The sequence below is a fragment of the Jannaschia sp. Os4 genome, assembly GCF_016820245.1.
Lineage (GTDB): Bacteria > Pseudomonadota > Alphaproteobacteria > Rhodobacterales > Rhodobacteraceae > Jannaschia.
The window spans coordinates 355,408-376,711 of sequence record NZ_JAFCAR010000003.1 but is presented as its reverse complement, the minus strand read 5'-3'; the positions used below and the strand labels follow the sequence as shown (position 1 = coordinate 376,711).

18 protein-coding genes and 1 pseudogene are annotated in these 21,304 nt (G+C 75.2%); 10 read left to right on the top strand and 9 right to left on the bottom strand.

All coding sequences use genetic code 11. The features are described 5' to 3' along the window. Nucleotides 1–80: 80 nt before the first annotated feature. Nucleotides 81–2,990 carry an isoleucine--tRNA ligase gene (gene ileS, locus JQC91_RS06815; protein ID WP_203286050.1) on the bottom strand — a complete coding sequence of 970 codons (2,910 nt, stop codon included), beginning with the start codon at nucleotides 2,988–2,990 and terminating at the stop codon, nucleotides 81–83. 285 nt (nucleotides 2,991–3,275) lie between these two features. Between ileS and JQC91_RS18225 the strand changes: the two are divergent. Both JQC91_RS18225 and JQC91_RS18220 read left to right on the top strand, forming a co-directional pair. Then, nucleotides 3,276–3,584 (top strand): annotated as a pseudogene (locus JQC91_RS18225) (NAD(P)-binding protein); the annotation flags it as partial. Nucleotides 3,585–3,718: 134 nt separating this feature from the next. After that, complete coding sequence (locus JQC91_RS18220) at nucleotides 3,719–4,462, top strand: FAD-dependent monooxygenase (protein WP_343069922.1); 744 nt, start codon at nucleotides 3,719–3,721, stop codon at nucleotides 4,460–4,462. On the opposite strand, the gene JQC91_RS06805 is transcribed toward JQC91_RS18220, so the two are convergent. The 3 genes from JQC91_RS06805 to JQC91_RS06795 form a co-directional block, all read right to left on the bottom strand. Further along, a complete protein-coding gene (locus JQC91_RS06805) occupies nucleotides 4,355–7,123 on the bottom strand; it encodes a DUF2339 domain-containing protein (protein ID WP_203286049.1) in 2,769 nt (922 codons plus the stop codon). The genes JQC91_RS18220 and JQC91_RS06805 overlap by 108 nt on opposite strands. Nucleotides 7,124–7,210: 87 nt before the next feature. Beyond that, entirely contained in the window at nucleotides 7,211–8,881 is a 1,671-nt protein-coding gene (locus JQC91_RS06800; RefSeq protein WP_203286048.1) for an FAD-dependent oxidoreductase, read from the bottom strand. A gap of 5 nt (nucleotides 8,882–8,886) precedes the next feature. Next, on the bottom strand, nucleotides 8,887–9,906 hold the full coding sequence (locus JQC91_RS06795) for a TIGR01620 family protein (RefSeq protein ID WP_203286047.1): 1,020 nt from the start codon (nucleotides 9,904–9,906) through the stop codon (nucleotides 8,887–8,889). Between the two features lie 152 nt (nucleotides 9,907–10,058). Between JQC91_RS06795 and JQC91_RS06790 the strand changes: the two genes are divergently transcribed. Then, a complete protein-coding gene (locus JQC91_RS06790; RefSeq protein WP_203286046.1) occupies nucleotides 10,059–10,784 on the top strand; it encodes a laminin B domain-containing protein in 726 nt (241 codons plus the stop codon). A gap of 12 nt (nucleotides 10,785–10,796) precedes the next feature. On the opposite strand, the gene JQC91_RS06785 is transcribed toward JQC91_RS06790, so the two are convergent. After that, entirely contained in the window at nucleotides 10,797–11,576 is a 780-nt protein-coding gene (locus JQC91_RS06785; RefSeq protein WP_203286045.1) for an SDR family oxidoreductase, read from the bottom strand. A gap of 183 nt (nucleotides 11,577–11,759) precedes the next feature. On the opposite strand from JQC91_RS06785, the gene JQC91_RS06780 reads away from it, so the two are divergent. From JQC91_RS06780 to JQC91_RS06755, 6 genes are all read left to right on the top strand, one after another. Further along, entirely contained in the window at nucleotides 11,760–12,752 is a 993-nt protein-coding gene (locus JQC91_RS06780; RefSeq protein ID WP_203286044.1) for a Hint domain-containing protein, read from the top strand. A gap of 53 nt (nucleotides 12,753–12,805) precedes the next feature. Further along, the gene (locus tag JQC91_RS06775; protein WP_203286043.1) at nucleotides 12,806–13,552 is read left to right on the top strand and encodes an SDR family oxidoreductase; all 747 of its coding nucleotides are present in this window, start codon (nucleotides 12,806–12,808) and stop codon (nucleotides 13,550–13,552) included. Between the two features lie 106 nt (nucleotides 13,553–13,658). Beyond that, entirely contained in the window at nucleotides 13,659–14,012 is a 354-nt protein-coding gene (locus JQC91_RS06770; RefSeq protein ID WP_203286042.1) for a cupin domain-containing protein, read from the top strand. A gap of 41 nt (nucleotides 14,013–14,053) precedes the next feature. Beyond that, entirely contained in the window at nucleotides 14,054–14,371 is a 318-nt protein-coding gene (locus JQC91_RS06765) for a hypothetical protein (RefSeq protein WP_203286041.1), read from the top strand. Next, nucleotides 14,368–15,345 carry a P1 family peptidase gene (locus JQC91_RS06760; RefSeq protein ID WP_203286040.1) on the top strand — a complete coding sequence of 326 codons (978 nt, stop codon included), beginning with the start codon at nucleotides 14,368–14,370 and terminating at the stop codon, nucleotides 15,343–15,345. Before JQC91_RS06765 ends, JQC91_RS06760 begins: the two co-directional genes overlap by 4 nt. Nucleotides 15,346–15,401: 56 nt before the next feature. Next, entirely contained in the window at nucleotides 15,402–15,683 is a 282-nt protein-coding gene (locus tag JQC91_RS06755; RefSeq protein ID WP_203286039.1) for a hypothetical protein, read from the top strand. Nucleotide 15,684: 1 nt separating this feature from the next. Here the strand turns inward: JQC91_RS06755 and JQC91_RS06750 are convergent, their stop codons facing one another. Continuing rightward, nucleotides 15,685–16,128 carry a nucleoside deaminase gene (locus JQC91_RS06750; protein ID WP_203286038.1) on the bottom strand — a complete coding sequence of 148 codons (444 nt, stop codon included), beginning with the start codon at nucleotides 16,126–16,128 and terminating at the stop codon, nucleotides 15,685–15,687. Between the two features lie 54 nt (nucleotides 16,129–16,182). Here JQC91_RS06750 and JQC91_RS06745 point away from each other — a divergent pair, with 54 nt between their 5' ends. Continuing rightward, on the top strand, nucleotides 16,183–17,694 hold the full coding sequence (locus JQC91_RS06745; protein WP_203286037.1) for a pseudouridine synthase: 1,512 nt from the start codon (nucleotides 16,183–16,185) through the stop codon (nucleotides 17,692–17,694). A gap of 253 nt (nucleotides 17,695–17,947) precedes the next feature. Here JQC91_RS06745 and JQC91_RS06740 read toward each other — a convergent pair whose 3' ends face one another. The 3 genes from JQC91_RS06740 to JQC91_RS06730 are packed head-to-tail and all read right to left on the bottom strand — an operon-like array spanning nucleotide 17,948 to nucleotide 21,302. After that, nucleotides 17,948–19,837, bottom strand: coding sequence for a beta-galactosidase (locus JQC91_RS06740; RefSeq protein ID WP_203286036.1), 1,890 nt, complete (start codon nucleotides 19,835–19,837; stop codon nucleotides 17,948–17,950). Continuing rightward, the gene (locus tag JQC91_RS06735) at nucleotides 19,834–20,691 is read right to left on the bottom strand and encodes an SMP-30/gluconolactonase/LRE family protein (RefSeq protein ID WP_343069921.1); all 858 of its coding nucleotides are present in this window, start codon (nucleotides 20,689–20,691) and stop codon (nucleotides 19,834–19,836) included. The genes JQC91_RS06740 and JQC91_RS06735 overlap by 4 nt, the downstream gene beginning before the upstream one ends. Then, on the bottom strand, nucleotides 20,688–21,302 hold the full coding sequence (locus JQC91_RS06730; RefSeq protein WP_203286034.1) for a 2-dehydro-3-deoxy-6-phosphogalactonate aldolase: 615 nt from the start codon (nucleotides 21,300–21,302) through the stop codon (nucleotides 20,688–20,690). Before JQC91_RS06730 ends, JQC91_RS06735 begins: the two co-directional genes overlap by 4 nt. Nucleotides 21,303–21,304: the final 2 nt, after the last annotated feature.

Sequence of the window (21,304 nt, the reverse complement as noted above, 5' to 3'; positions counted from 1 at the left end):
ACCGGGGTCGCCCGTGGAGGCGGAGGCCCCCGCGCGAGGCGGGGGCTTGGGGGGCGAGGGCCCGGATCGGGTCCGGGGCGTCAGCCGTCCGAGAGCGCCTGATCGCAGCGGGCGCAGACGCCGTCATGGCCGTGGTGGCCGACGTCGGGGAGGACCTTCCAGCAACGCTGGCACTTGCCGCCCTCGGCATGGGCGAAGGCGACGGCCACGCCGGGCACCTCGTCCAGCACGAACGCGTCCGAGGGCGCGGCGTCGGTCGTCACCGTGATCGCGGAGACGATGCAGACGTCGTCGAAGGCGACCCCGTCGAGCACGGCCTTGGTGGCGGCGTCGACGTGGACGGTGGGGGCGGCCTCCAAGCTGCTACCGATCACCTTGTCGCGGCGGGCCACCTCCAGCGCGCCGGTGACGACCCGGCGGACGCGGCGGACGGTGTCCCACTGCGCGGCAAGGCCGTCGTCGACCCATTGGGGCTTCGGCGCGGGCATGTCCTGCATGTGGACGGAGGCGTCGTCGCCCGCGTGGCGCTCCAGCCAGACCTCCTCCATCGTGAAGGTCAGGATCGGGGCGAGCCACGTGGTCAGGCGGTGGTAGAGCAGGTCCAGCACCGTGCGCGCGGCCCGGCGGCGGAGCGTTTCGCCGTCGCAGTAGAGCGCGTCCTTGCGGACGTCGAAGTAGAAGGCCGACAGCTCCACGGTGCAGAAGTCGAACACCGCGCGCCACACGCCGGGGAAGTCGTAGGCGGCGTAGCCGTCGCGGACCTGTGCGTCGAGCTGGCCCATGCGGTGGAGGACCCACTTCTCGAGGTCGGGCATCTCCAAGGGGTCGGTGCGGTCGGCCTCGGAGAAGTCCGAGAGCGAGCCCAACAGGAAGCGCATCGTGTTGCGCAGGCGGCGGTAGGAGTCCGCCGTGCCCTTGAGGATCTCCGGCCCGATGCGGAGGTCGGCGGTATAGTCGGCCTGCGCCACCCAGAGGCGGAGGATGTCGGCGCCATACTGGTCCACCACCTCCTGCGGGGCGATGGTGTTGCCGATCGACTTCGACATCTTCTGGCCCTTCTGGTCCAGCGTGAAGCCGTGGGTCAGCACCGCGCGGTAGGGCGCGCGCCCGATCGTGCCGCAGCCCTGCAGCATGGAGGAGTGGAACCAGCCGCGGTGCTGGTCCGTGCCCTCGAGGTAGAGGTCGGCGAGGCCGTCCTCGGAGCCGTCGTCCCGGTCGCGGAGCGTGAAGGCGTGGGTCGAGCCGGAGTCGAACCAGACGTCGAGGATGTCCATCACCTGATCGTAGGCGTCCGGGTCGTGGAGGCCGTCGAGGAAGCGGTGCTTGGCGCCCTCGGCATACCACGCATCGGCGCCCTCCGCCTCGAAGGCTGCGGTGATGCGGGCGTTCACCTGCTCGTCCATGAGGAGGAAGTCGGCGTCGCCGGGCTTGGCGCCCTTCTTCGTGAAGCAGGTGAGGGGGACGCCCCACGCGCGCTGGCGCGACAGCACCCAATCGGGGCGGGCCTCGATCATGGAGTGCAGACGGTTGCGGCCCGAGCGGGGGGTCCATTCGACGAGCGTGTCGATGGAGGTCAGCGCGCGCTGGCGGACGGTCTCGCCGTGGTCGTCCTTGCCGTCGCCCACGGGTTTGTCGATGGCGGCGAACCATTGCGGGCGGTTGAGGCGGATGACGGGGGCCTTGGAGCGCCACGAGTGGGCGTCGGAGATGGTGAGGCGGCGGCGGGCCAGCAGGGCGCCGACCTCGACCATCTTGTCGATGACCGCCTTGTTCGCGCCGCCGGGCTTGCCGTTGGGCTTCAGGATCGCCTCGCCGCCGAAGAGGGGGAGGTCGGCGCGGTAGGAGCCATCGGCCTCGACGTTGTGGGTCATGGGCAGGCCGTGGGTCAGCCCGAGCTGGTAGTCGTCGTCGCCGTGGGACGGCGCGGTGTGGACGAAGCCGGTGCCCGCGTCGTCGGTGACGTGGTCGCCGGGGAGGAGGGGGACGTCGTAGTCCCATTCGCCGTCCGCGCCCCCGGCCCCGCGGAGGGGGTGGGCGAGGGTGAGGGCGTTCAGTTCCTCGGGCATCACGTCGCGGAGGCGGCGGTGCATGGAGGGCTCCAGCCGCATGGCGGCCAGCGCGTCCTCGGCCAGCGCGTCGGCGAGGAGGTAGCGGTCGCCGATGCGCGCCCAGCATTCCTCGGGGCGACCGGTGACCTCGTAGAGCCCATAGGAGATGGCGGGGCCGTAGGCGACGGCGCGGTTGGACGGCAGGGTCCACGGGGTGGTGGTCCAGATGACGAGCTTCGCACCGTCCATCCCGGACGCCACGTCGAACGCCACCCACACCGCGTCCACCTGGCGGTCGTGATACTCCACCTCGGCCTCGGCCAGCGCGGTCTTCTCGATGGGGGACCACATCACGGGCTTGGAGCCTTGGTAGATGAGGCCGTTCATCAGGAAGGTCTGGAACTCGGCTGCGATGACCGCCTCGGCGTGGTGGCCCATCGTGAGGTAGGGCGCGTCCCAGCGGCCGGTGATGCCGAGGCGCTGGAACTCGCCGCGCTGCACGTCGACCCAGCCGGCGGCGAAGTCGCGGCACTCCTGCCGGAACTCGACGACGGGGACGGCGTCCTTGTCGCGGCCCTTCTGGCGGTACTTCTCCTCGATCTTCCACTCGATCGGCAGGCCGTGGCAGTCCCAGCCGGGGATGTAGCGGGCATCGAAGCCCATCATCTGCCGGGAGCGGACGACCATGTCCTTGAGGATCTTGTTGAGCGCGTGGCCGATGTGGAGGTGGCCGTTGGCGTAGGGCGGGCCGTCGTGGAGGACGAAGGGCGGGCGGCCCTCCTTCTCGCGGAGGCGGTCGTAGACGCCGATGCGCGCCCAGCGGGCGAGCCAGTCGGGCTCGCGCTTGGGCAGGCCCGCGCGCATCGGGAAGTCCGTGCGGGGCAGGTTGAGCGTGGCCTTGTAGTCGGGGGCGGGGGTCGCGGAGGTGGTCTTGCCGTCCATCGGGGTCGTCCTGAATCTGAGGTAGCGGGGCGCGCGAAGGATCCCGGTCGCCCCTGCCGGTCAGGCTCGGGGCGCCGGGCGGCGAATTCGGCGCGGTATGACGTGGCGCGTGGGCATCGGGGCGGTCTGTAGCGGGCGGGTGGGGAGGGGACAAGCGAGGGGCCGCTCCGCGGCGTCCACCGCGCCGGTGCATCGCCCGGACGGGAAAGCGGGAACGCGGCGGCGTGTCCGCTGGAACGCGCGGGGCGGCGGGGGTAGCCCGTCCCCGCGAAAGGGGAATCCACCATGCGGATCGGGATCGCGGGAGCGGGCATCGCGGGGCTGGCGGCGGCGGCGGGGCTGGCGGCGGACGGGCACGACGTGACGGTGCTGGAGCGGTTCGAGGCGGCGCGGCCCGTGGGGTCGGGGCTGGTGGTGCAGCCGGTCGGGCAGGCGGTGCTGGACGCGCTGGGCGCGGGCGGCGCGGCGCGCCGGCTGGGCCAGCGGATCGCGCGGATGCGGGGGATGTCGGGCGGGCGCGTCGCCCTGGACGTGACCTACGACCCGGCGGGGCGGGGGCGCGAGGGGCTGGCGATGCACCGCGCCGCGCTGCACGGGGTGCTGTGGGACGCCGCCGTCGCGGCGGGCGCCCGGATCGAGCTGGGCGCGGAGGTCGGACCGGGCTTCGCGTCGGACGGGCGGTTCGACCTGCGGGTGGACGCGCGGGGGCGGGCTCGCCGCTGTCGCCGATGCGGGCGGCCCCGCTGCCCTACGGCGCGATCTGGGGAACGGTGCGCTGGCCCGAGGGAACGGACCTGCCCCGCGACGAGCTGCGGCAGCGGTATCGGCGGGCGGACCGGATGGCGGGCGTCCTGCCGATCGGGCGGACGGAGGCCGGGGGGCCGGAGCTGGCGGCGGTGTTCTGGTCGCTGCCGCGGGACGGGCATGCGGACTGGCTGGCGCGGCCCTTGGCCGATTGGCGGGAGGAGGCGGAGGCGCTGTGGCCCGCCATCGCGCCCTTCGTGGCGCAGGTCGAGGATCACGGGCAGATGACGATGGCCCGCTACGCGCATGGGACGCTGTGGCGCCCGTGGTCGGAGGGGGTGATCCATCTGGGCGACGCGTGGCACCGCACCTCGCCGCAACTGGGCCAAGGGGCGAACATGGCGCTCTTGGACGCGCACGCGCTGTGCTTGGCGCTGCGGGCCGGACCGGCGGAGGAGGCGGGACGACGGATGCTGAACGCGCGGCGCCTGCACGTGCTGGCGTATCAGGGGATGAGCCGCCTGTTCACGCCGCAATACCAGAGCGACTCGCGCCTGCTGCCGTGGCTGCGCGACCGGGTGCTGATGCCCCTGAGCCGGGTGCCCCCGCTGCCGCCGGTGCTAGGCGCCCTCGTCCGGGGGGGCGTCGTCCCGCCCCTCCTCGCCGGCCTCTCGGACGGGCGCCCCGGCGGCGCGGCGGTCGAGCCACGCGAGCCCCGCGAGGCTTAGGCCCAGCGCCACGAAGGCGCCGACGCGGGCGAGGCCCTGCAGCGCGGCGGCGTCGACAAGGAACACCTTGGCCGCCGTGAGCGCCAGGAGGCCGGTGCCGACGCGGCGGACGGTCGGCTCGCCTCGCGTGAGGCCGCGGAAGAACGCGGCGGCGCCCGCGATCAGCAGGACGGCGGTGTAGGTGAGCATCTCGCCGCGTCCGATGCCTTCCACCCACGGCATCTCACTCGGGCCTTGCCACGCGTGGCGGATGGCGAGGACCGCCCAGAGCCCGGCGAGCGCGCCCGCGCCCCAGAGCGGCCAGCGCCAGCCGAGGCGGCGGTGGGCGAGCCAGAGGATCGCGGCGGGCGCGAGGTAGGCGAGGACGAGGGAGTTGAGGAGCGGCGGGCCGAGGACCGTCACCTCGCCCTTGGGCCGGAGGCCGAGGACGGGGTTGAACTCGGTGAGGGCCAAGGCCAGCGCCCCGGCGGCGGGCAGCGCGAGGAGCGCGGCGAGGGCTTGGCGCAGGCGGGGGAGGCCGCCCTCGGCGCGGATGAGCTGGCCCAGCGCGGCGGTGCCCCAGACGGCGGCGATCAGGCCCATCGTGGCGCCGCCGGCCTCGTTCTCCGCCCCGTCGATCCAGCGCAGCAGCGGGACCGAGATCGCGGTGGCGGTGGCCGTCAGCGCGCCGGACTCGGCGGCAAGGCGCGGGGCGGGGGCGGCCCCGCGTAGGAGCCACGCGGCGAGGAGCAGCGCGGCGGCGGTGCCCGCGTAGGCGGCGGCGACGGGTCCGGCGGGGCCTTGGATCGCCCACGACAGGCCGGGATCGGCGATCAGTCGGAAGCCGAGGACCGGCACGGCGATCACCAGCGTCCACCCGAGGCGCGGCAGGTCGAGCGCGCGGGCCATCCATGCCGCGCCCGCCGCCAGCCCCGCGAAGGCGAGGGTGAGGGCCGCCTTGTCGAGGACTTGGGCCGCCGCGTAGCCGATGGTCACGAAACCCATGAGGGCGGCCATGGCGGCCATCTCGCGGCCCCCGTCGCCTTGGACCGCGCGCGCCCACCACGCGGCGACGCCCGTCAGCAGCGCGGCCACGGCGATGGCGTGCCACGCCCACGCCGCCCTGCCGAGCACGGCGGGCGCGTCCCAGCCGACGTCGAGCGCGAGGCCCGTGGCGGGGGCGAGGCCCGCGGCGGCGAGGGTCCAGAGCAGGCGCCATGTCGGCGCGGGGCGCGCGGCCCGCCATGCGAGCGGAAGCGCGAGCGCGGCGGCGAGGGCGAGGAGCGTGGTCGCGCCGCGGGGGCCGGGCTGCTCGGGGGCGATCTCGCGGGTGAACTGCGCCACGGTCGCGGCGTCGGGGTTCAGGGCGATCAGCAGGAATCCCGCGACGGGGAGCAGGACGAGGTCCTGCAGGGCGCGGCTGCGCTCGGCCCAGACGGCGAGGGCGGCGATCAGGACCGCGCAGGCGGCGAGGCCGGGCGCGGTGGCCATCGACGGGTAGGACGTGGCCGCGTCGAACACGATCAGCGCGACGGCCCCGGCGACGCCCAGCATCGCGGGGCGGGCCTCGGGGCGCGGGCGGGCGCGGGGCGCCTGCCAGAGCATCGGCCCGTCCTGGTCGGGACGCAGCCGCCCGTTGGGCAGCACCATCGCGAGCAGCGCGATCGCGACGGCGGCGGCATAGGCGACAGGCTCCCGCGTGCCCGCCCCCATCAGGAGGAACGTGCCCGCGAGCCCGAGGCCCACGGCCAGCAGAGAGACCCACATCCAGCGCCGCAGCGTGTCCACGGCGAGGCCGGTGAGCGCCACGAGGGCGAAGTACGCGTGCAGGAGCGAGGGGTCGTCCGACGCGCCGCCCACGGCGAAGGGGGCGACGGTCGCGCCGACGAGGCCCACGGCCACGAGCAGGGGGCCGGAGAACCAGCCCAGCACGATGGCGAGGGCGGCGACGGCCACGAGGGCGACGAGGCCGGCGACCGGCCCGATCAGGGCGTAGAGGTGGATGGCCGCGAGGACGGCGGCGAAGAGGGTGACGACGCCCGCGCCCGACAGCACGGAGGGGAGGTGGCGCGTGGCGACGTCCCCTTCGTCGCCGAAGCGGCGGCGGAGCCATTCGCCTCCACCGATCAGGGCGGCCCCGAAGGCGAGGGCGGCGGCGACGCGCATGGCGGGCGGCAGGAGGCCGCGCTCGGCGCCCCACTGCACGAGGTAGATGCCCGCCAAGGCCAAGGAGGCCGCGGCGACGAGGTAGAACCAGTTCTGCGCGGCCCATCGCGCGGCGCGGTCGAGGGGCGAGGGGTCGACGGGCTTCGGCGGCGGCGCGACGGCGGGCGTGCGCGGCGCGGGCGCGACCGCGTCCGCCGTCCGGGATCCGGCGCGTCCCCACGGGTCGGCCCGCCGCTCGGGGTCGGGCGCGGTCGCGGCGGGGGGCGGGGCCGCGGCGGCGGCGGGGCGCGTCGCGGGGGCCGGGGCTGCGGACGGGGCTGCGGACGGGGCGGCCTTCGCGGGCTCGGCAGCGGGCCTCCGGCGCAGGGTCTCCGCGAGGGTCAGCACGTCCTCCTCCAGATGCGCGACGCGGCGCCGCAGGTCGGAGGTTCGGGACAGCGCGACGAAGGCGAGCACGGGCGCGGCGACGATCGCCACCAGCGCCGCGACGGCGAGCAGGATGAGGAGGTCTTCCATGCCCGCCGGGATGGCAGGCGCCCCCCGCCCGGTCGAGACGGGGCACGCGGGACGCCCCCCCGCGGGGCGCCGGGCGTGGCGCGGACGCTACTCGGCGGCCTGCGCCGCCCCGGTTTCGTCGCGGACGCGGGCCACGTGCTCCCAGACCTTGGAGATGACCACCGAGCCCTCGCCCACGGCGGAGGCCACGCGCTTCACGGACCCGGCGCGCACGTCGCCCACCGCGAAGATGCCGTCGCAGGACGTCTCGAAGGGGGAGTCGCGCCCCACCGCGTCCCCGGTCAGCACGAAGCCCTTGGCGTCCGTCTCGATCAGCCCGTCGAGCCAGCCGGTGTTAGGCGCGGCGCCGACCATGATGAAGAGGGCGCGGGTGTCGATGCGCCCGTCCAGCTCCGCCGCCCCGTCGCCCTTGAGGCGGACGGCGGAGAGGTGGTCGTCGCCCTCCAGCCCCTCGACCTCGGTGTTGTAGTGGATCGCGACGCCCGCGTCGGCCTCCAGCCGGTCGCGGAGATAGGTGGACATGCTGTCGGCGAGGCTGTCGCCGCGGATCAGCACGTGGACGCACTTGGCGTAGCGCGACAGGAACATCGCCGCCTGCCCCGCCGAGTTGCCGCCGCCCACGATCACCACCTCGGTGCCGCGGCAGAAGCGGGCCTCGACGTCGGTGGCGGCGTAGTAGGCGCCCGCGCCCTCGAACTCCTCGAGGCGGTCGAGCGGAAGGCGGCGGTACTGCACGCCCGTGGAGACCACGATGGCGCGGGCGCAGACGGGCGTGCCGTCGTCGAGGGTGACGCGGAAGCCGGGACCGCCCTCGCCCGCGCCGATCCGCTCGATGGCGGAGGCGCGGCGGGGGACGGCGAAGCGGGTGCCGAACTTCATCGCCTGCACCTCGCCGCGCCAGCACAGGTCGGCGCCCGAGATGCCCGTGGGGAAGCCCATGTAGTTCTCGATGCGCGACGAGGTGCCCGCCTGCCCGCCGATGGTCGCATCCTCGACCACCAGCGCGCAGAGCCCCTCGGCCCCGGCATAGACGCCCGCCGCCACGCCGCCCGGTCCGCCGCCGACGATCAGCACGTCGTAGGTCCGCTCCTCGTCGAGGTCGAGGTCGAGGCCGAAGAGCTGGGCCACCTTGCGGGGGGTGGGGTCGTGGATGACGCGGTCCTTGCCGAAGACCACCGCCGGGCCCTTCAGGTCGAGCGAGCAGGCCTCGGCCACCTCGTGCGCCTCCTCCGGGTCGTCCTCGGGGGTACGGAACGGGATGCGGTTGCGGGCGGCGAAGGCGGCGATGGCGCGGATCTCCTTAGATTCGTCCATGCCGATCAGGGTGAGCGAGGCGTCGTTGGACTCGAGGAGGCGGCGGCGGCGCGCGGAGATGACGGTCACGATGATGTCCGACATCTCGGGCACGCGGGCCATCGCCTCGAGCAGCGCCTCGCGCGGGACGGCGATCAGGCGGCTGTCCTGCACGAGCCGCATCGGCAGCATCGAGCCGCCGCCGGTCAGGAGCGAGATCTCGCCCGCGAACTGCCCCGGCCCCAGCGTCGCGCCGTCGCCGTAGCGCTCGCCGGTGACGGCGTCGACGGCCTCCACCTCGCCGTCGAGCACGTAGTAGAACGTGTCCATCGGGTCGCCGAGGTCGAAGAGCACGTCGCCCGCCTTGCGCTCGACGACCTCGCCGATGTGGCGGAGATGCTCGACGTGCGAGTCGTGCAGCGGGGTGCGCTGCATCGTGCGGAGGTCGTGGGCGAGGCTTTCCATCGGGGTCAGTCCTTCCTGTCGGGCGTGTCTGGCGTGTCGGAGGCGGGGCCGAAGCCCGTCAGGGCGCGGCCGAGGAGGGCGGTGACGCGGGGCGGGCGCTCGGCGGCGAAGGGCAGCGGGCGGCAGACCTCCATCGCGGCGACGCCCACGCGGGCGGTGAGCGCGCCGTTTACCACGCCCTCGCCGAAGCGGCGCGAGAGCCGGGCGAGCACGGAGCCCCCCGCGAGGGAATGGATCACGTCGTCGCCCACCGCGACGGCGCCCGTGGCGACGAGATGGGCGGCCACGGAACGGGCGAGGCGCCAGTTGCCCAGCGTCCCGGAGCGCCCGCCGTAGATCTCGGCCACGCGGCGGATCATCCGCAGGTTGGCGGCGCCCGCGACCGCGACGTCGGCGAGGGCCAAGGGGACGAAGGCGGTGACGGCGGCGACCTGGCGCACGGCGGCCTCCACCTCGCGGGCGGCCGCGGCGTCGAGGGGGGCGAGCAGCGTGCGCTCGGCCAAGGCGATCTGGGCGTCGGCGTCGAACGTGTCGGCGGCCCCCTCGCGCAGCGCGTCGCGGCCCCAGCGCAGGTCGGGGCGGCGGGCGTAGAAGCGCAGCAGGCGGTCGGTGAGGACGCGGGCGCCCGCGAGGTCGGCGACGGAGGCCGCCTCGCGGTGAAGCGCGTCGATACGGCCCAGCCGCGACAGCGCGGCGAGCTCGCGGACCACGACTGCGAGGCAGGCGAGCACGAGGCTGCCCACGAGGGCGAGGGCGACCCAGCCCAGCCATTCGCGCTCGGCCATGAGCCCCTCGACGAAGGACCACGCAGCGACGGAGGCGGCGAAGAGCAGCAGCGCCCCGAGGCTGGCCCAGAACCACCGGGCGAGGCCCGAGCGCGGGCGCGCGGCCAGCGCCAGCGCGCCGCGCACGGCCCGCCCCTCCGCGGCGTCGGGGACGGCGGGGGCGTCGGCGGGCGTGCGGGCCGTCCCGTCGCCGTCGTCATGCTCGATCAGCAGCGCGCGGCGGGGGGTCTGCTCGGTCATGCGGCCCTCCCGGTCCGGTGCTGCCCCCCGGAGATAGGGGGGCGGGGACGGGGGGACAACGCCGCCCCCGCCGGGCCGTTTCCAATCGGGGCGCCCCGCCCGCCCCATGTCCGCCCCCGTTCCGCCCGAATCGGCGCGCATCCAGTCTCGCCATGTCCTGCCGCTCCCTGCCCCCCGCGCTCCGCCGCTTCGCCGCCGCCACCTCCGGCGCGGTGACGGTGGACTGGACGGTGCTGACCGCCGCCCTGGTCGGGATCGGGCTGGCGACGGGCGGCCTTCTGTCGGTGGCCGCCCAACGGCAGGGCGAGGGGGTCTCGGACCACTTGGACGGGCTGGAGCTGAACGACCGCTTCCGCACCGAGCTGGCCGACATCCAGTTCCTCGACGGGCCGGACGGGTTCCTGAACGACGGGCCGGGCGTGCTGTCCCACGCGGACGGGCCGGGCAGCGACGGCGCGCCGGGCTTCCTCCACTACCGGGACGGGGGCGGGACCGGCCTGATCCTCGCGCCGGAGGTGCTGTCGGGGGATCTGCGGGATCTCTACGGCGGGACGATCGCCTTCGACATGGCGGCGCTGGAGGGGTCGGGCGCCGGCGGGCCCACGGAGGCGGTGCCGCTGCTGACGATGACGACGGCGGACGGGCGGCGGCTGGAGCTGCATTCCGACTACGCGCCCGCGGGGGCCGGCTGGTCCTCGGCGGAGGTGACGCTGCGCGCCGACGCGGGCTGGCGGCTCGACGGGGCGGCGGTGACGGAGCCGGAGATGCGCACCGCGATGGCTGACGTGACCGAGACGCGGCTGCGGATGCAGCATCTCGACGGGCGCCCGGAGGCGACGGGGCTCGACAACCTGACGGTCACCACCGCCGGGTTCTGAGCCCCGCCCCCCTCAAATCGTGGCGTTGGTCGCGCCGCCGTCGAGCAGGACGTTCTGGCCGACCATGAACCCCGCGTGGACCGAGCACATGAAGGCGCACATGGCCCCGAACTCGTCGATCGTGCCGTAGCGCCGGGCCGGGATCGTCGCCTCGCGCTCGGCGCGGGCCTCCTCCATCGAGACGTTCTTCTGGCGCGTGACGGCCGTGTCGAGGGCCGTCGCGCGGTCGGTGTCGTGGATGCCGGGCAGGAGGTTGTTGATCGTCACGCCCTCGGGCGCGACCTGCCGGGCGGTGCCCGCGACGAAGCCCGTCAGCCCCGTGCGCGCCGCGTTGGACAGGCCGAGGACGGGGATCGGCGCCTTGACCGACTGCGAGGTGACGTTGACGACGCGGCCCCACCTGCGGGCCATCATCGCGGGCAAGGTGGCCTGCATCAGCGCGATGGGGGTGAGCATGTTGGCGTCGAGCGCGGCCACGAAGTCGTCGCGCGACCAGTCGGACCACATGCCCGGCGGCGGGCCGCCCGCGTTTGTCACGAGGATGTCGGGCTCGCCCGCCGCCGCCAGCACCTTCGCCCGGCCCGCCTCGGCGGTGATGTCGGCGGCGACGGCCTCGACCGACACGCCGAATTCGTCGCGGATGGCCTGCGCGGACGCCTCCAGCGCCTCGGCGCCGCGCGCGTTCATCACGAGGTCGACCCCCGCCCCGGCCAAGGCGCGGGCGCAGCCCAGCCCCAGCCCCTTGGACGACGCGCAGACCAGCGCCCGCTTGCCCTTGATGCCCAGATCCATGTCGCCCCCTTCGCTTGGTGTCAGGCGCTGTATGCCCGGCCTCGGCGGCGGCGTCCGCCCCTTTTCGCCGGGGGTGCGCCGATTGCCTGTTGACCCTAGGTCAGCTTCCTTTACGTAAGCCCCGTCCTTTACTTTAGGTCACGTAACCCGATTCGCGGGGCGCGCCGGATATGCCGTGCGCCTATGCGGACATCCCTCGGCGAAACATCCACCCTCCCCGGCCCGACGCGCTGCACCGTCTACTTGGCGGACGCGCTGCGCGTGGAGACGGGCGTGATGGAGGGCGAGGCGCTCGGCGCGGTCGAGGACTCGATGGCGGGGGATCTCTTCCGGTTCGAGGGGCGCGCGGTGCCCGCCGAGCTCCTGCTCGCGGGCGGCACGGTCGCGCCCGGCTCCTCGGTGGGCCGGCCCGGCGCGGCGGTGGCGGCCTTGGCCCGGCATCAGCTGATGGGCGAGCGCGGGGCCTTGGTCGAGGCGCTGGTGCTGGAACTGGACGGGGTGCGGCTGCTGATGCCGTTCGGGCCGCTCTCGGAGCGGGACGAGTACACGCTGCTGCGCTCGCGCCCCGCGACGGAGGGGGAGCTCGCGGGCGCGGCCTCGGTCGCCTTCGCCGCCGGGACCCGGATCACGATGGCGGGCGGCGCGCAGGCCGCGGTCGAGGACATCCGCGCGGGCGACCGCGTGCTGACGCGGGACAACGGCCCGCAGGCGGTGCGCTGGACGGGGCGGCGCACGGTGACGGCCGAGGGGTCGGACGCGCCGGTCGTGCTGGCGCCCGGGGCGATGAACAACGCCGACGAGCTCGTGCTGTCGCCGGACCACCGTCTCTACGTCTGGCAGCGGACGGACTTGCTGGGCGCGGGTGGCGCGGAGGTGCTGGTCCGCGCGCGGCACCTCGTGAACGGAACGAGCATCGTGCGCCGGGACATGCCGTCGCTGACGCTGTGCCACCTGCTGCTCGACGCCCATGAGATCATCTACGCGGAGGGCATCCCGGCGGAGTCGCTGCTCGTCGCGCCCGAGGTGCTGGCCGGGATGGGCGGGACCTTGGCCGAGGACCTCTCGGCGGCGGCGGGGGACGTGGACCACACGCCCCGCGCCGCGTGGGAGCCGTCGGCGGCGGACCTCGACGGGCTCGACGCGGCGGACGCGCTGCGGCGGGCGTCGCGGCGGTAGGGACTGGACCCTCCGCGCGAAACGCGGTCCCCTCGTCCGCGGGAGGATCGCGGATGACCGACAGGCTCAAGGACAAGGTGGCGCTCGTGACGGGGGGCGCGTCGGGCTTCGGCCTCGGGATCGTGCGCGCCTTCGCGGCGCAGGGGGCCTACGTCGTCGTCGCCGACTTGGACGGCGGCGGGGCCGAGGACGCGGCACGTGAAATCGGCGGCGACGCGATGCGGATGGACGTCTCGAAGGACGCGGACTGGCGGGACGTGGCGACGCGCGTCCTCGACGACCGGGGGCGGATCGACGTGCTCGTGAACAACGCCGGGATCACCCACCTGCCGCAGCCGATGGAGGAGGTGGAGGAGGCCGAGTTCGACCGCGTCCTCGCGGTGAACGCGAAGTCGGTCTACCTGTCGGCCCGCCACGTGGTGCCCGCGATGAAGCGCGCCGGGGCGGGCGCGATCCTGAACGTGGCCTCGACCGCGGGCGTCTCGCCCCGGCCCCGGCTCAACTGGTACAACGCCTCGAAGGGCTGGATGATCACCGCTACGAAGGCGATGGCGGTCGAGCTGGCGCCCCACGGCGTCCGGGTGAACGCGATCAACCCGGTGGCGGGCGAGACGCCGCTGCTCAAGTCGTTCATGGGCGAGGACACCCCGGAGGTCCGGGCGAAGTTCCTGTCCACCATCCCGCTGGGCCGGTTCTCCACCCCGGAGGACATGGGGCACGCGGCGGTGTTCCTGTGCTCGGACGAGGCGTCGATGGTGACCGGCGTGGCGATGGAGGTGGACGGGGGGCGCTGCATCTGAGCGCCGGGGGCGCCGCCCCCGGATCCCCGGGGCGTTCCCGGACCATCGAAGCGGCATCACGGATCGGCGTTGGACGCGGGCGTGCGCCTCGTGCGAGGCGGGCGGCATGGCCAAGATCACGCTCTCCGAGAAGCTCGCCCTGTTCGACACCCACTGGGACCCGAAGGTCGTCGCCGGCTACAACGGCGACGACGTGATGGTCGTGAAGGTGCTGGGGAAGTTCCCCTTCCACGCGCATGACGACACCGACGACCTGTTCCTGATCCTCGAGGGCGAGGTGGTGATGGACTACGAGGACGGGCCGTCCGAGACGCTGCGGGCGGGCGACCTCTGCGTCGTGCCGAGGGGCCGGATGCACCGTCCCCGGGCCGCGCGGGAGGCTAAGGTGCTGCTGATCGAGCCGCGCGGCACGCCGAACACGGGCGACCCGGCCACGGCGGCGGCCAAGGACCGGATCTGAGCCTGCTGGACGCGCCGGGCGGGCTGGGCCACGCTCGCGCGATGCGCCTCGCCGCCTCCATCGCCGTCCTCGCGGGGGACTTCGCCTCGCAGCAGCTGGCCTACGCGCACGTGCTGGACGCCTGCGAGCGGCAGGGCCTGTCGCCGGACCTCGACCACGTGGAGGTGGTGCGCGCGCCGTTCGGGCCGCGGCTGGCCGGCTGGTTCCCCGACGAGGTGGCGAAGGAGGTGGAGGCTGCCGCCGACGGGGCCGACACCTTGATCGTGGTGCTGCCGGGCGCGCTGCTCGGGCGGGAGATGGCGGCGACGGCGCGGCTGCGCGCCTTGGGGCGGTTCGACGGCACGGTGGTGCGGGCGTGAGGGCGGGGGCGCGGAACGCGATCACGGACGTTGCGGGCCTGCGCGTCGGGTGCGCCCATGACGAGGGCTTGCGGTCCGGGGTCACCGTCCTGATGGCGGATGCCCCCTTCGTGGCGGGCGTGCACGTGATGGGCGGGGCACCGGGAACGCGGGAGACGGACCTTCTGGCGCCCGACAAGCTGGTGCAGGAGGTGGACGCGCTCGTCCTCGCGGGGGGGTCCGCCTTCGGGCTGGGGGCCGCCGACGGGGTGGCGGACGGGCTGCGGCGGATGGGGCGCGGCTTCGCGGTCGGGGACGTGACCGTGCCGATCGTGCCGGCGGCGATCCTGTTCGACCTGCTCAACGGCGGGGACAAAGGATGGGACGGCTCGCCCTACCCCGCACTCGGGCGCGCGGCGCTGGAGGCGGCGTCGGAGGACGTGCCGTCGGGGAGCCACGGCGCCGGCCTCGGGGCGACGACGGACGGCCTGCGCGGGGGGCTGGGGACGGCGTCGGCGGTGCTCTCGACGGGGCATACGGTCGGCGCGCTCGTCGCGGTCAACGCGCTGGGGGCGGCGGTGGACGGGGCGGGGCGGTTCCTCGCCGCGCCGCTGCCGGGGGACGGCTTCGCGGGGGGCGGCGCGCCCGACCCGACCGCCGAGGCCGCGCCCCCGGGCGCGCCGGGCACGAACACCACCATCGCCATCGTGGCCACCGACGCCGCCCTCACCCAAGCGCAGGCGACGCGCATGGCGGTCGCCGCGCATGACGGGCTGGCCCGGTCGCTCTGGCCCGCCCACACGCCCCTCGACGGGGACCTCGTCTTCGCGGCCGCGACCGGCGCGCGGCCCGTCGCGGACCCGGTCGGCGACCCCATGCGCCTGGGCCACGCGGCCGCCGTGACGCTCGCCCGCGCGGTGGCGCGGGGCGTGCGCGCGGCGTCGCCTCCGCCGAAGGGGATGCCGCCCTCGTGGGCGGAGCGCTTCGGATCGTGATCGAACGCACCCGCCGCCCGCGGCGTTGAGGGGGCGATCCCACAGGAGGACCGACCATGCTCATGCGAACGCTCGCCGCCACCCTGATGCTCGCCCTGCCCGCCGCCGCGCAGGTCGCGACCCCGACGCCGGGGAACGACCGGCTCGCGCCGGTCGACACCTATCCCGGCGCCGACATCGAGCTGCCCGTGGCCGTCGCGCCGGAGTTCCGGCCCGCCGTGCCCGGCTGCGTCGGGGTCGGCCTGCCGGACCGCGGCTACGGCGACATCCTGTCGTGCCATTCCGTGACGGGGCGCCCGGAGCCGCGGCCCGGCATCGTGACCGTCCCGATCGACTGACCTACCGGCGCGCGGCGAAGAAGTCGCGCAGGAGGGCGGCGCAGGCCTCGGCCTCGACGCCCTGCACGATCTCGACATCGGCATGGGCCTGCGGTCGCGACAGCACGCGGGCCCCGTGCGCCACGCCGCCCGACTTCGGGTCGTCCGCCCCCCAGACGAGGCGGGCGGGCCGGGCGTGGGCGATGGCGCCCGCGCACATCGCGCAGGGCTCCAGCGTGACCCACAGCGTGCAGCCCGTCAGCCGCTCGGAGCCGAGCGCGGCGCAGGCCATGCGGATCGCGCGCATCTCGGCATGAGCGGTGGGGTCGTACCCGCCGCGCATCGCGTTGGCGGCGCGCGCGAGGATCTCCGTGCCGCGCGTGACGACCGCGCCGACGGGCACCTCGCCTGCGGCGGCGGCGGCGCGGGCCTCGGCGAGGGCGTCGAGCATGAAGGAGCGGAACATCCGGGCAGGCCTATTCCGGTTCCCCTGCCCGGTCCACGGCTGTAGGGGCGCGGGATGGACACGGAACGCATCGCCAAGCGCATCGCGCGCGCCGGGCTCGCCTCGCGGCGGGAGGCGGAGGCGTGGGTGGCCGAGGGCCGCGTCGCGGTGAACGGCGCGACGATCTCGGAGCCGGGGACGGTGGTGGGGCCGCGCGACCGCGTGACGGTGGACGGCGCGCCGTTGCCCGCGCCCGAGCCCGCGCGGCTCTGGCTGCACCACAAGCCCGCCGGGCTGGTCACCACCGAGCGCGACGAGAAGGGCCGCGAGACGGTGTTCGACGCGCTGCCCGAGGAACTGGGGCGCGTGCTGTCGGTGGGGCGGCTGGACCTGACGTCGGAGGGTCTGCTGCTGCTGACGAACGACGGCGGGCTCAAGCGCGAGCTGGAGCTGCCGGACACGGGCTGGATGCGGCGCTACCGGGTGCGGGTGCATGGGCGTCCCACCGAGGCGGCGCTGGACCGGCTGCGTCGGGGCGTGACCGTCGAGGGGCCGGACGGGCCGGAGGACTTCGCGCCGATGACGGTCGCGCTGGACCGGGAGACGGGGGCCAACGCGTGGCTGACCGTGGGCCTGCGCGAGGGGCGCAACCGCGAGGTGCGTCGCGCCTGCGAGGCGGTGGGCCTGACAGTGACGCGGCTGATCCGGGTGAGCTACGGTCCGTTCCAGTTGGGCGACCTCGCCCCCGGCGCGGTGGAGGAGGTGCGGCCCAAGGTGCTGCGCGACCAGTTGGGGCCCATCTGGGCCGAGAGGATCGACATGGCGGACGAGACGAAGGACGGGCCGAAGCGCGGGGCGCCGCGCGGGCCGAAGGGCGCGGGCAAGGGATCGGGCAAGGGACCGGGCCGGGACGGGCCGCCGAAGGGCAAGGGCGGCGGGCGCGACGGTGGCCCCGCGCGCGAGGCGCGGAGCGGGGGCGGCGGGCGTCCGGACCGGGCGAAGGGCGGTGGCCCCGGGCGGGGCGACGCGCCGCGCGGGGACCGGCCCCGGCGGGACGATCGGCCGAAGCGGGACGGCGGCGGGCCGAAGGGGGGGCGTCCCGATCGGGGCGAGCGGCCCGACCGCGGCGGTCCCCGCCGGGACGACCGGGGGGACCGGCCCGCGCGCCCCGCGCGCGACGACCGGCCCGACCGGCCGCGCCGCAGCGATGGCCCGAAGGGGCCGCGCCGGGACGGCGACGACAGGCCGTCGCGGGGACCGGGGCGTCCCCGGCCCGGCGGCGACCGGGTGGCGCGGGACGGCGCCCGCTCGGGCGAGGGGTTCGGCGACCGGCCCAAGGGCGGGCCGCGCGGCAAGCCCGGCGGCAAGCCGGGGACGCGGCCCGAGCGGACGGAGCGCCCGGCGCGGAAGGGCCCGCCGATGGGCAAGCCGCCGGTCACGCGCAACGACCGGACGGAGGCGGACAAGCCCGCGGAGCGGACGAAAGCCGAGAAGAAGCGCGCGCTGCGCGAGGACAGCAACGTGAGCCTGCGGACCAAGCGCATCGGATCGGGCACGCGACGGTTCAAGCCGAAGCCGAAGGGCTGAGACGATCCGCAGGGCGGACCTCGACCTCGCATGGAACCTAGTCGATCCGCGAGCGCATCGCAGGGCCGTGGCGCGGCGATCCGCCCCTCCCACGAAGCGATTTATCCCTCACCCCCGCACGACGCCCCGGCGGAGCGCCGTCGGAACGGGATCGCCGGGCCGGGGGACGGCCCGGCGATGCGCGGACCGCTGCGCGGTCGTATCGCGCGGTGGCATAGCTCATGGGCACCATGCGTGGGATAGGCGTTAGGTCCTACCGCCGCAGCCGCAGCACCCCCGCCGCCGGCACCGCGTGCCCCTCGAACCGCCGCGCGACGCTCGCATAGTTGGTCACGATCCGCTCGGCCCCGCAGTCGCGCACCCGCACGCCGGGCTCGAGGCCGAGCACCTCCAGCCCCGCCGCGCGGCACAGGCCGGTGACGATCCGCTCCGCCGCGTCGTCGTCGGGCCAGCCCGCGAGGTGCCAGCGCCGCCCGGCGCGGACCAGCACGGGATCGCCCTCGACGGTCCGCTCCACCACCTCCGCGCCCGTCTCCAGCCGCTCCAGCCAGACGCGCACCGCGCCGCCCTCCTCCAAGGGCCGCGCACCGGGGAACGTCTCGACCAGCACGGCCGTCGCCTCCAGCCCCGGCACGTCCGGCCCCAGCGGCGTGGGGATGGACAGCTCCGCCGTCGTCAGCGCCGTCCTCGGACCCGTTACGACATGTCCGGGGCAGTCTGCCATCGCGGCGCGCAAGCCTTCGGACAGCGTCTGCACCCCCGGCACGAGGACGAGCGAATAGGCGGAGAGGTCGGCGTGGTCGGGCGGCACGACGTCGACCGACTGCCCTACCCGCCGCAGCGCGCGGTAGAGCGAGAAGACGAGCGCGAAGTGGTCGAACCCCTGCCCCTGCGGCTGCACCTCCCACGCCCACTGGCTGCCGTAGTCGAAGACGAGGGCGACGGGCGACGGCCCCTCGGGCACCTCCGGCGCCTCGGCCAGCTCGCGCGCGACCGCCTCCACCTCCGAGAGCGCGGGCGCGGCGACGCTGTCGGGCCGCAGCAGGCCCGCATGGTGCTGCTCCTGCGCGAAGGGGGCCTGCCGCCAGCGGAACCAGCACACCGCCTCGGCCCCGTGGGCGAAGGCCTCCCACGCCCAGAGCCGCTCCATCCCCGGCAGGGGCGCGGGGTTCCACGGCGCCCAATTCACCGGGCCGGGCTGCTGCTCCATCACCCACCACCGGCCCTTCCCCACGGCGCGATAGAGGTCGTGGTGGAAGGCTTGGAAGTCCGGGTCGCCCTGCCGGAGATAGGCGTCGGCGTCGCCCTCCGGCACCCGGTCCAGCAGGAAGCCCAGCGGGTAGCTGTCCCACGTCGCGATCTCCATGTCCGCGCCCAGCGCGTAGTGGTCGAACTCGGTCACGCGGCCCATGTAGTTGTGAGAGACCGGCGCGTCCGTGTGGGGGCGGATCGCGTCCAGCTGTGTGCGGTTCCAGCGGACCACCTGGTCCGACGAGAAGCGGCGGAAGGCCAGCGCGTGCGACGGGTTCGGCTCGGTCACCGTCAGGTTGGGCAGGCCCACCTCCCCGAAGGAGCGATACTCCATCGACCAGAACACGTTGCCCCACGCGACGTTCAGCGCCTCGATCGCGCCGTAGCGGTCGGCCAGCCAGAGGCGGAACGCGTCGAGGGCGGCGTCGGAGTAGCTGACCACCGTGTCGTGACACCCGTACTCGTTGTCCGTCTGCCATGCGCCCAGCGCCGGGTGACGCCCGTAGCGTTCCGCGTAGAGCCCCGCGATGCGCGCCGCTTCGGCGCGGTAGCCGTCGTGGGAGAAGCAGTAGTGCCGCCGCGACCCGAACCCGCGGGGCCGGCCCTCCGCGTCGACGGCCAGCATGTCGGGATGGCGGTCCAGCATCCAGCGCGGCGGCGTGGCGGTGGGCGTGCCCAGCACCACGCGCAGCCCCGCCTCACCCAGCACGTCCATCGCCCGGTCGAGCCAGCCCCAGTCGAGGCGCCCCGGCTCCGGCTCAACCCGGGACCACGCGAACTCGCCGATGCGGACCCACGCGAGGCCCGCGTCGACCATGCGGCGGGCGTCGTCGGGCCACGTCGCCTCGGGCCAGTGCTCAGGGTAGTAGCAGACCCCCAGCGTCCGCTTCACGCGATCACCACGCGCGGCTCGTCCCGCCCGCGTCCGGTCACGTCCAACTTCCAGACCATGCCCGCACCGGGCATCGCCTGCAGCGCGACGGGGTCCATCCCTTGCGTCGCCGTCGTCACGAGCAGCCGCCCCTCCCCCGCGAAGCACGGGCAGGTCACGTGCGGCGCGGGCACGGAGGCGGCGCGCAGGAACCGCCCGTCGGGCGCGTGGACCGCCACCCGCGACGCGCCCCACTGCGCGATCCAGAGGTTGCCCTCGGCGTCGGTCACCGCCCCGTCGGGGGCGAGGCCCGCGGCGCGCAGGTCGAGGAACGGCTCGCGCTTGAGCGAGGGCCAGCCCGCCCGGTCCAGCCGGACGCGCCAGACGGTCGCCGCCGCGCTGTCGGCCATGTAGGCCCACGCGCCGTCGGGGCTGAAGCACAGGCCGTTGGGGATGGAGGCCGGGGCGTAGAGCTTGCGGACCTCCCCCCGGTAGTAGCGGTAGAACGCGCCGCGCCCGCCCTCGGCGCCGAGCCCCATCGTCCCCATCCAGAATCCGCCCATCGGGTCCGCGCGCCCGTCGTTGGAGCGCGTGCCGGGGTCGTCGGCCTCGAGGTCGACGAGCTTGGTCGGCTCGCCCGTGCCGAGGGCGAAGGACCAGAAGCCCGTCTCCCCCGCGAGGAACAGCGTCGCGTCGTCGATCCAGCCGAGGGCGGAGACGATCTCGGGCATCGCCCAGTCCGCCGGCCCGGTGCCGTCGGCGTCCCGCGCGAGCAGGCGGCGTCCGAGGATGTCGAGCCAGAACACGCGGTCGAGGCCGGGGTGGCGGAGGATGCCCTCGCCCAATTCGCAGCGGCGGTCGTCCCAGAGCTTCACGCCATGCGCTCCCCCTGAAGGGCATCCCATGCGGCGACGATGCGGCGGGCGCGGGCGGCGATCTCCTCCGTGGACAAGCCGGGGGTGAAGAGCGCGGTGCCCAGCCCGAAGCCGTCGGCCCCCGCGGCGACCCATTCGCCGAAGTTCTCGGCCCCCGCGCCGCCGACGGCGTAGACGGGCACGTCGCGGGGCAGGACCGCGCGCATTGCCTTGAGCCCCGAAGGCCCCGCCATGGACCCGGGGAAGAGCTTGAGGCCCGTCGCGCCCCAGCGGATGGCGCTGAACGCCTCGGTCGGGGTGAAGACGCCGGGCCACGACTGCAGCCCGCGCTCCCCCGTCCGGCGGATCACGGCCTCGTTCGCGTCCGGCGAGACGATCAGCGCGCCGCCGGCATCCGCCACGGCGTCGACGTCCTCGGGGGCGAGCACGGTGCCCGCGCCGATGGTGGCCGTGCCCCCGTGCGCGTCGGCCATCGCGGCGATCGAGCGGAGCGGGTCGGGCGAGTTCAGCGGCACCTCGACGGTCGTGATCCCCGCGTCGATCAGCGCGGCGCAGGCATCGACGGCTTGGGCGGGCTCGATGCCCCGCAGGATGGCGATCAGCGGTCTCATGC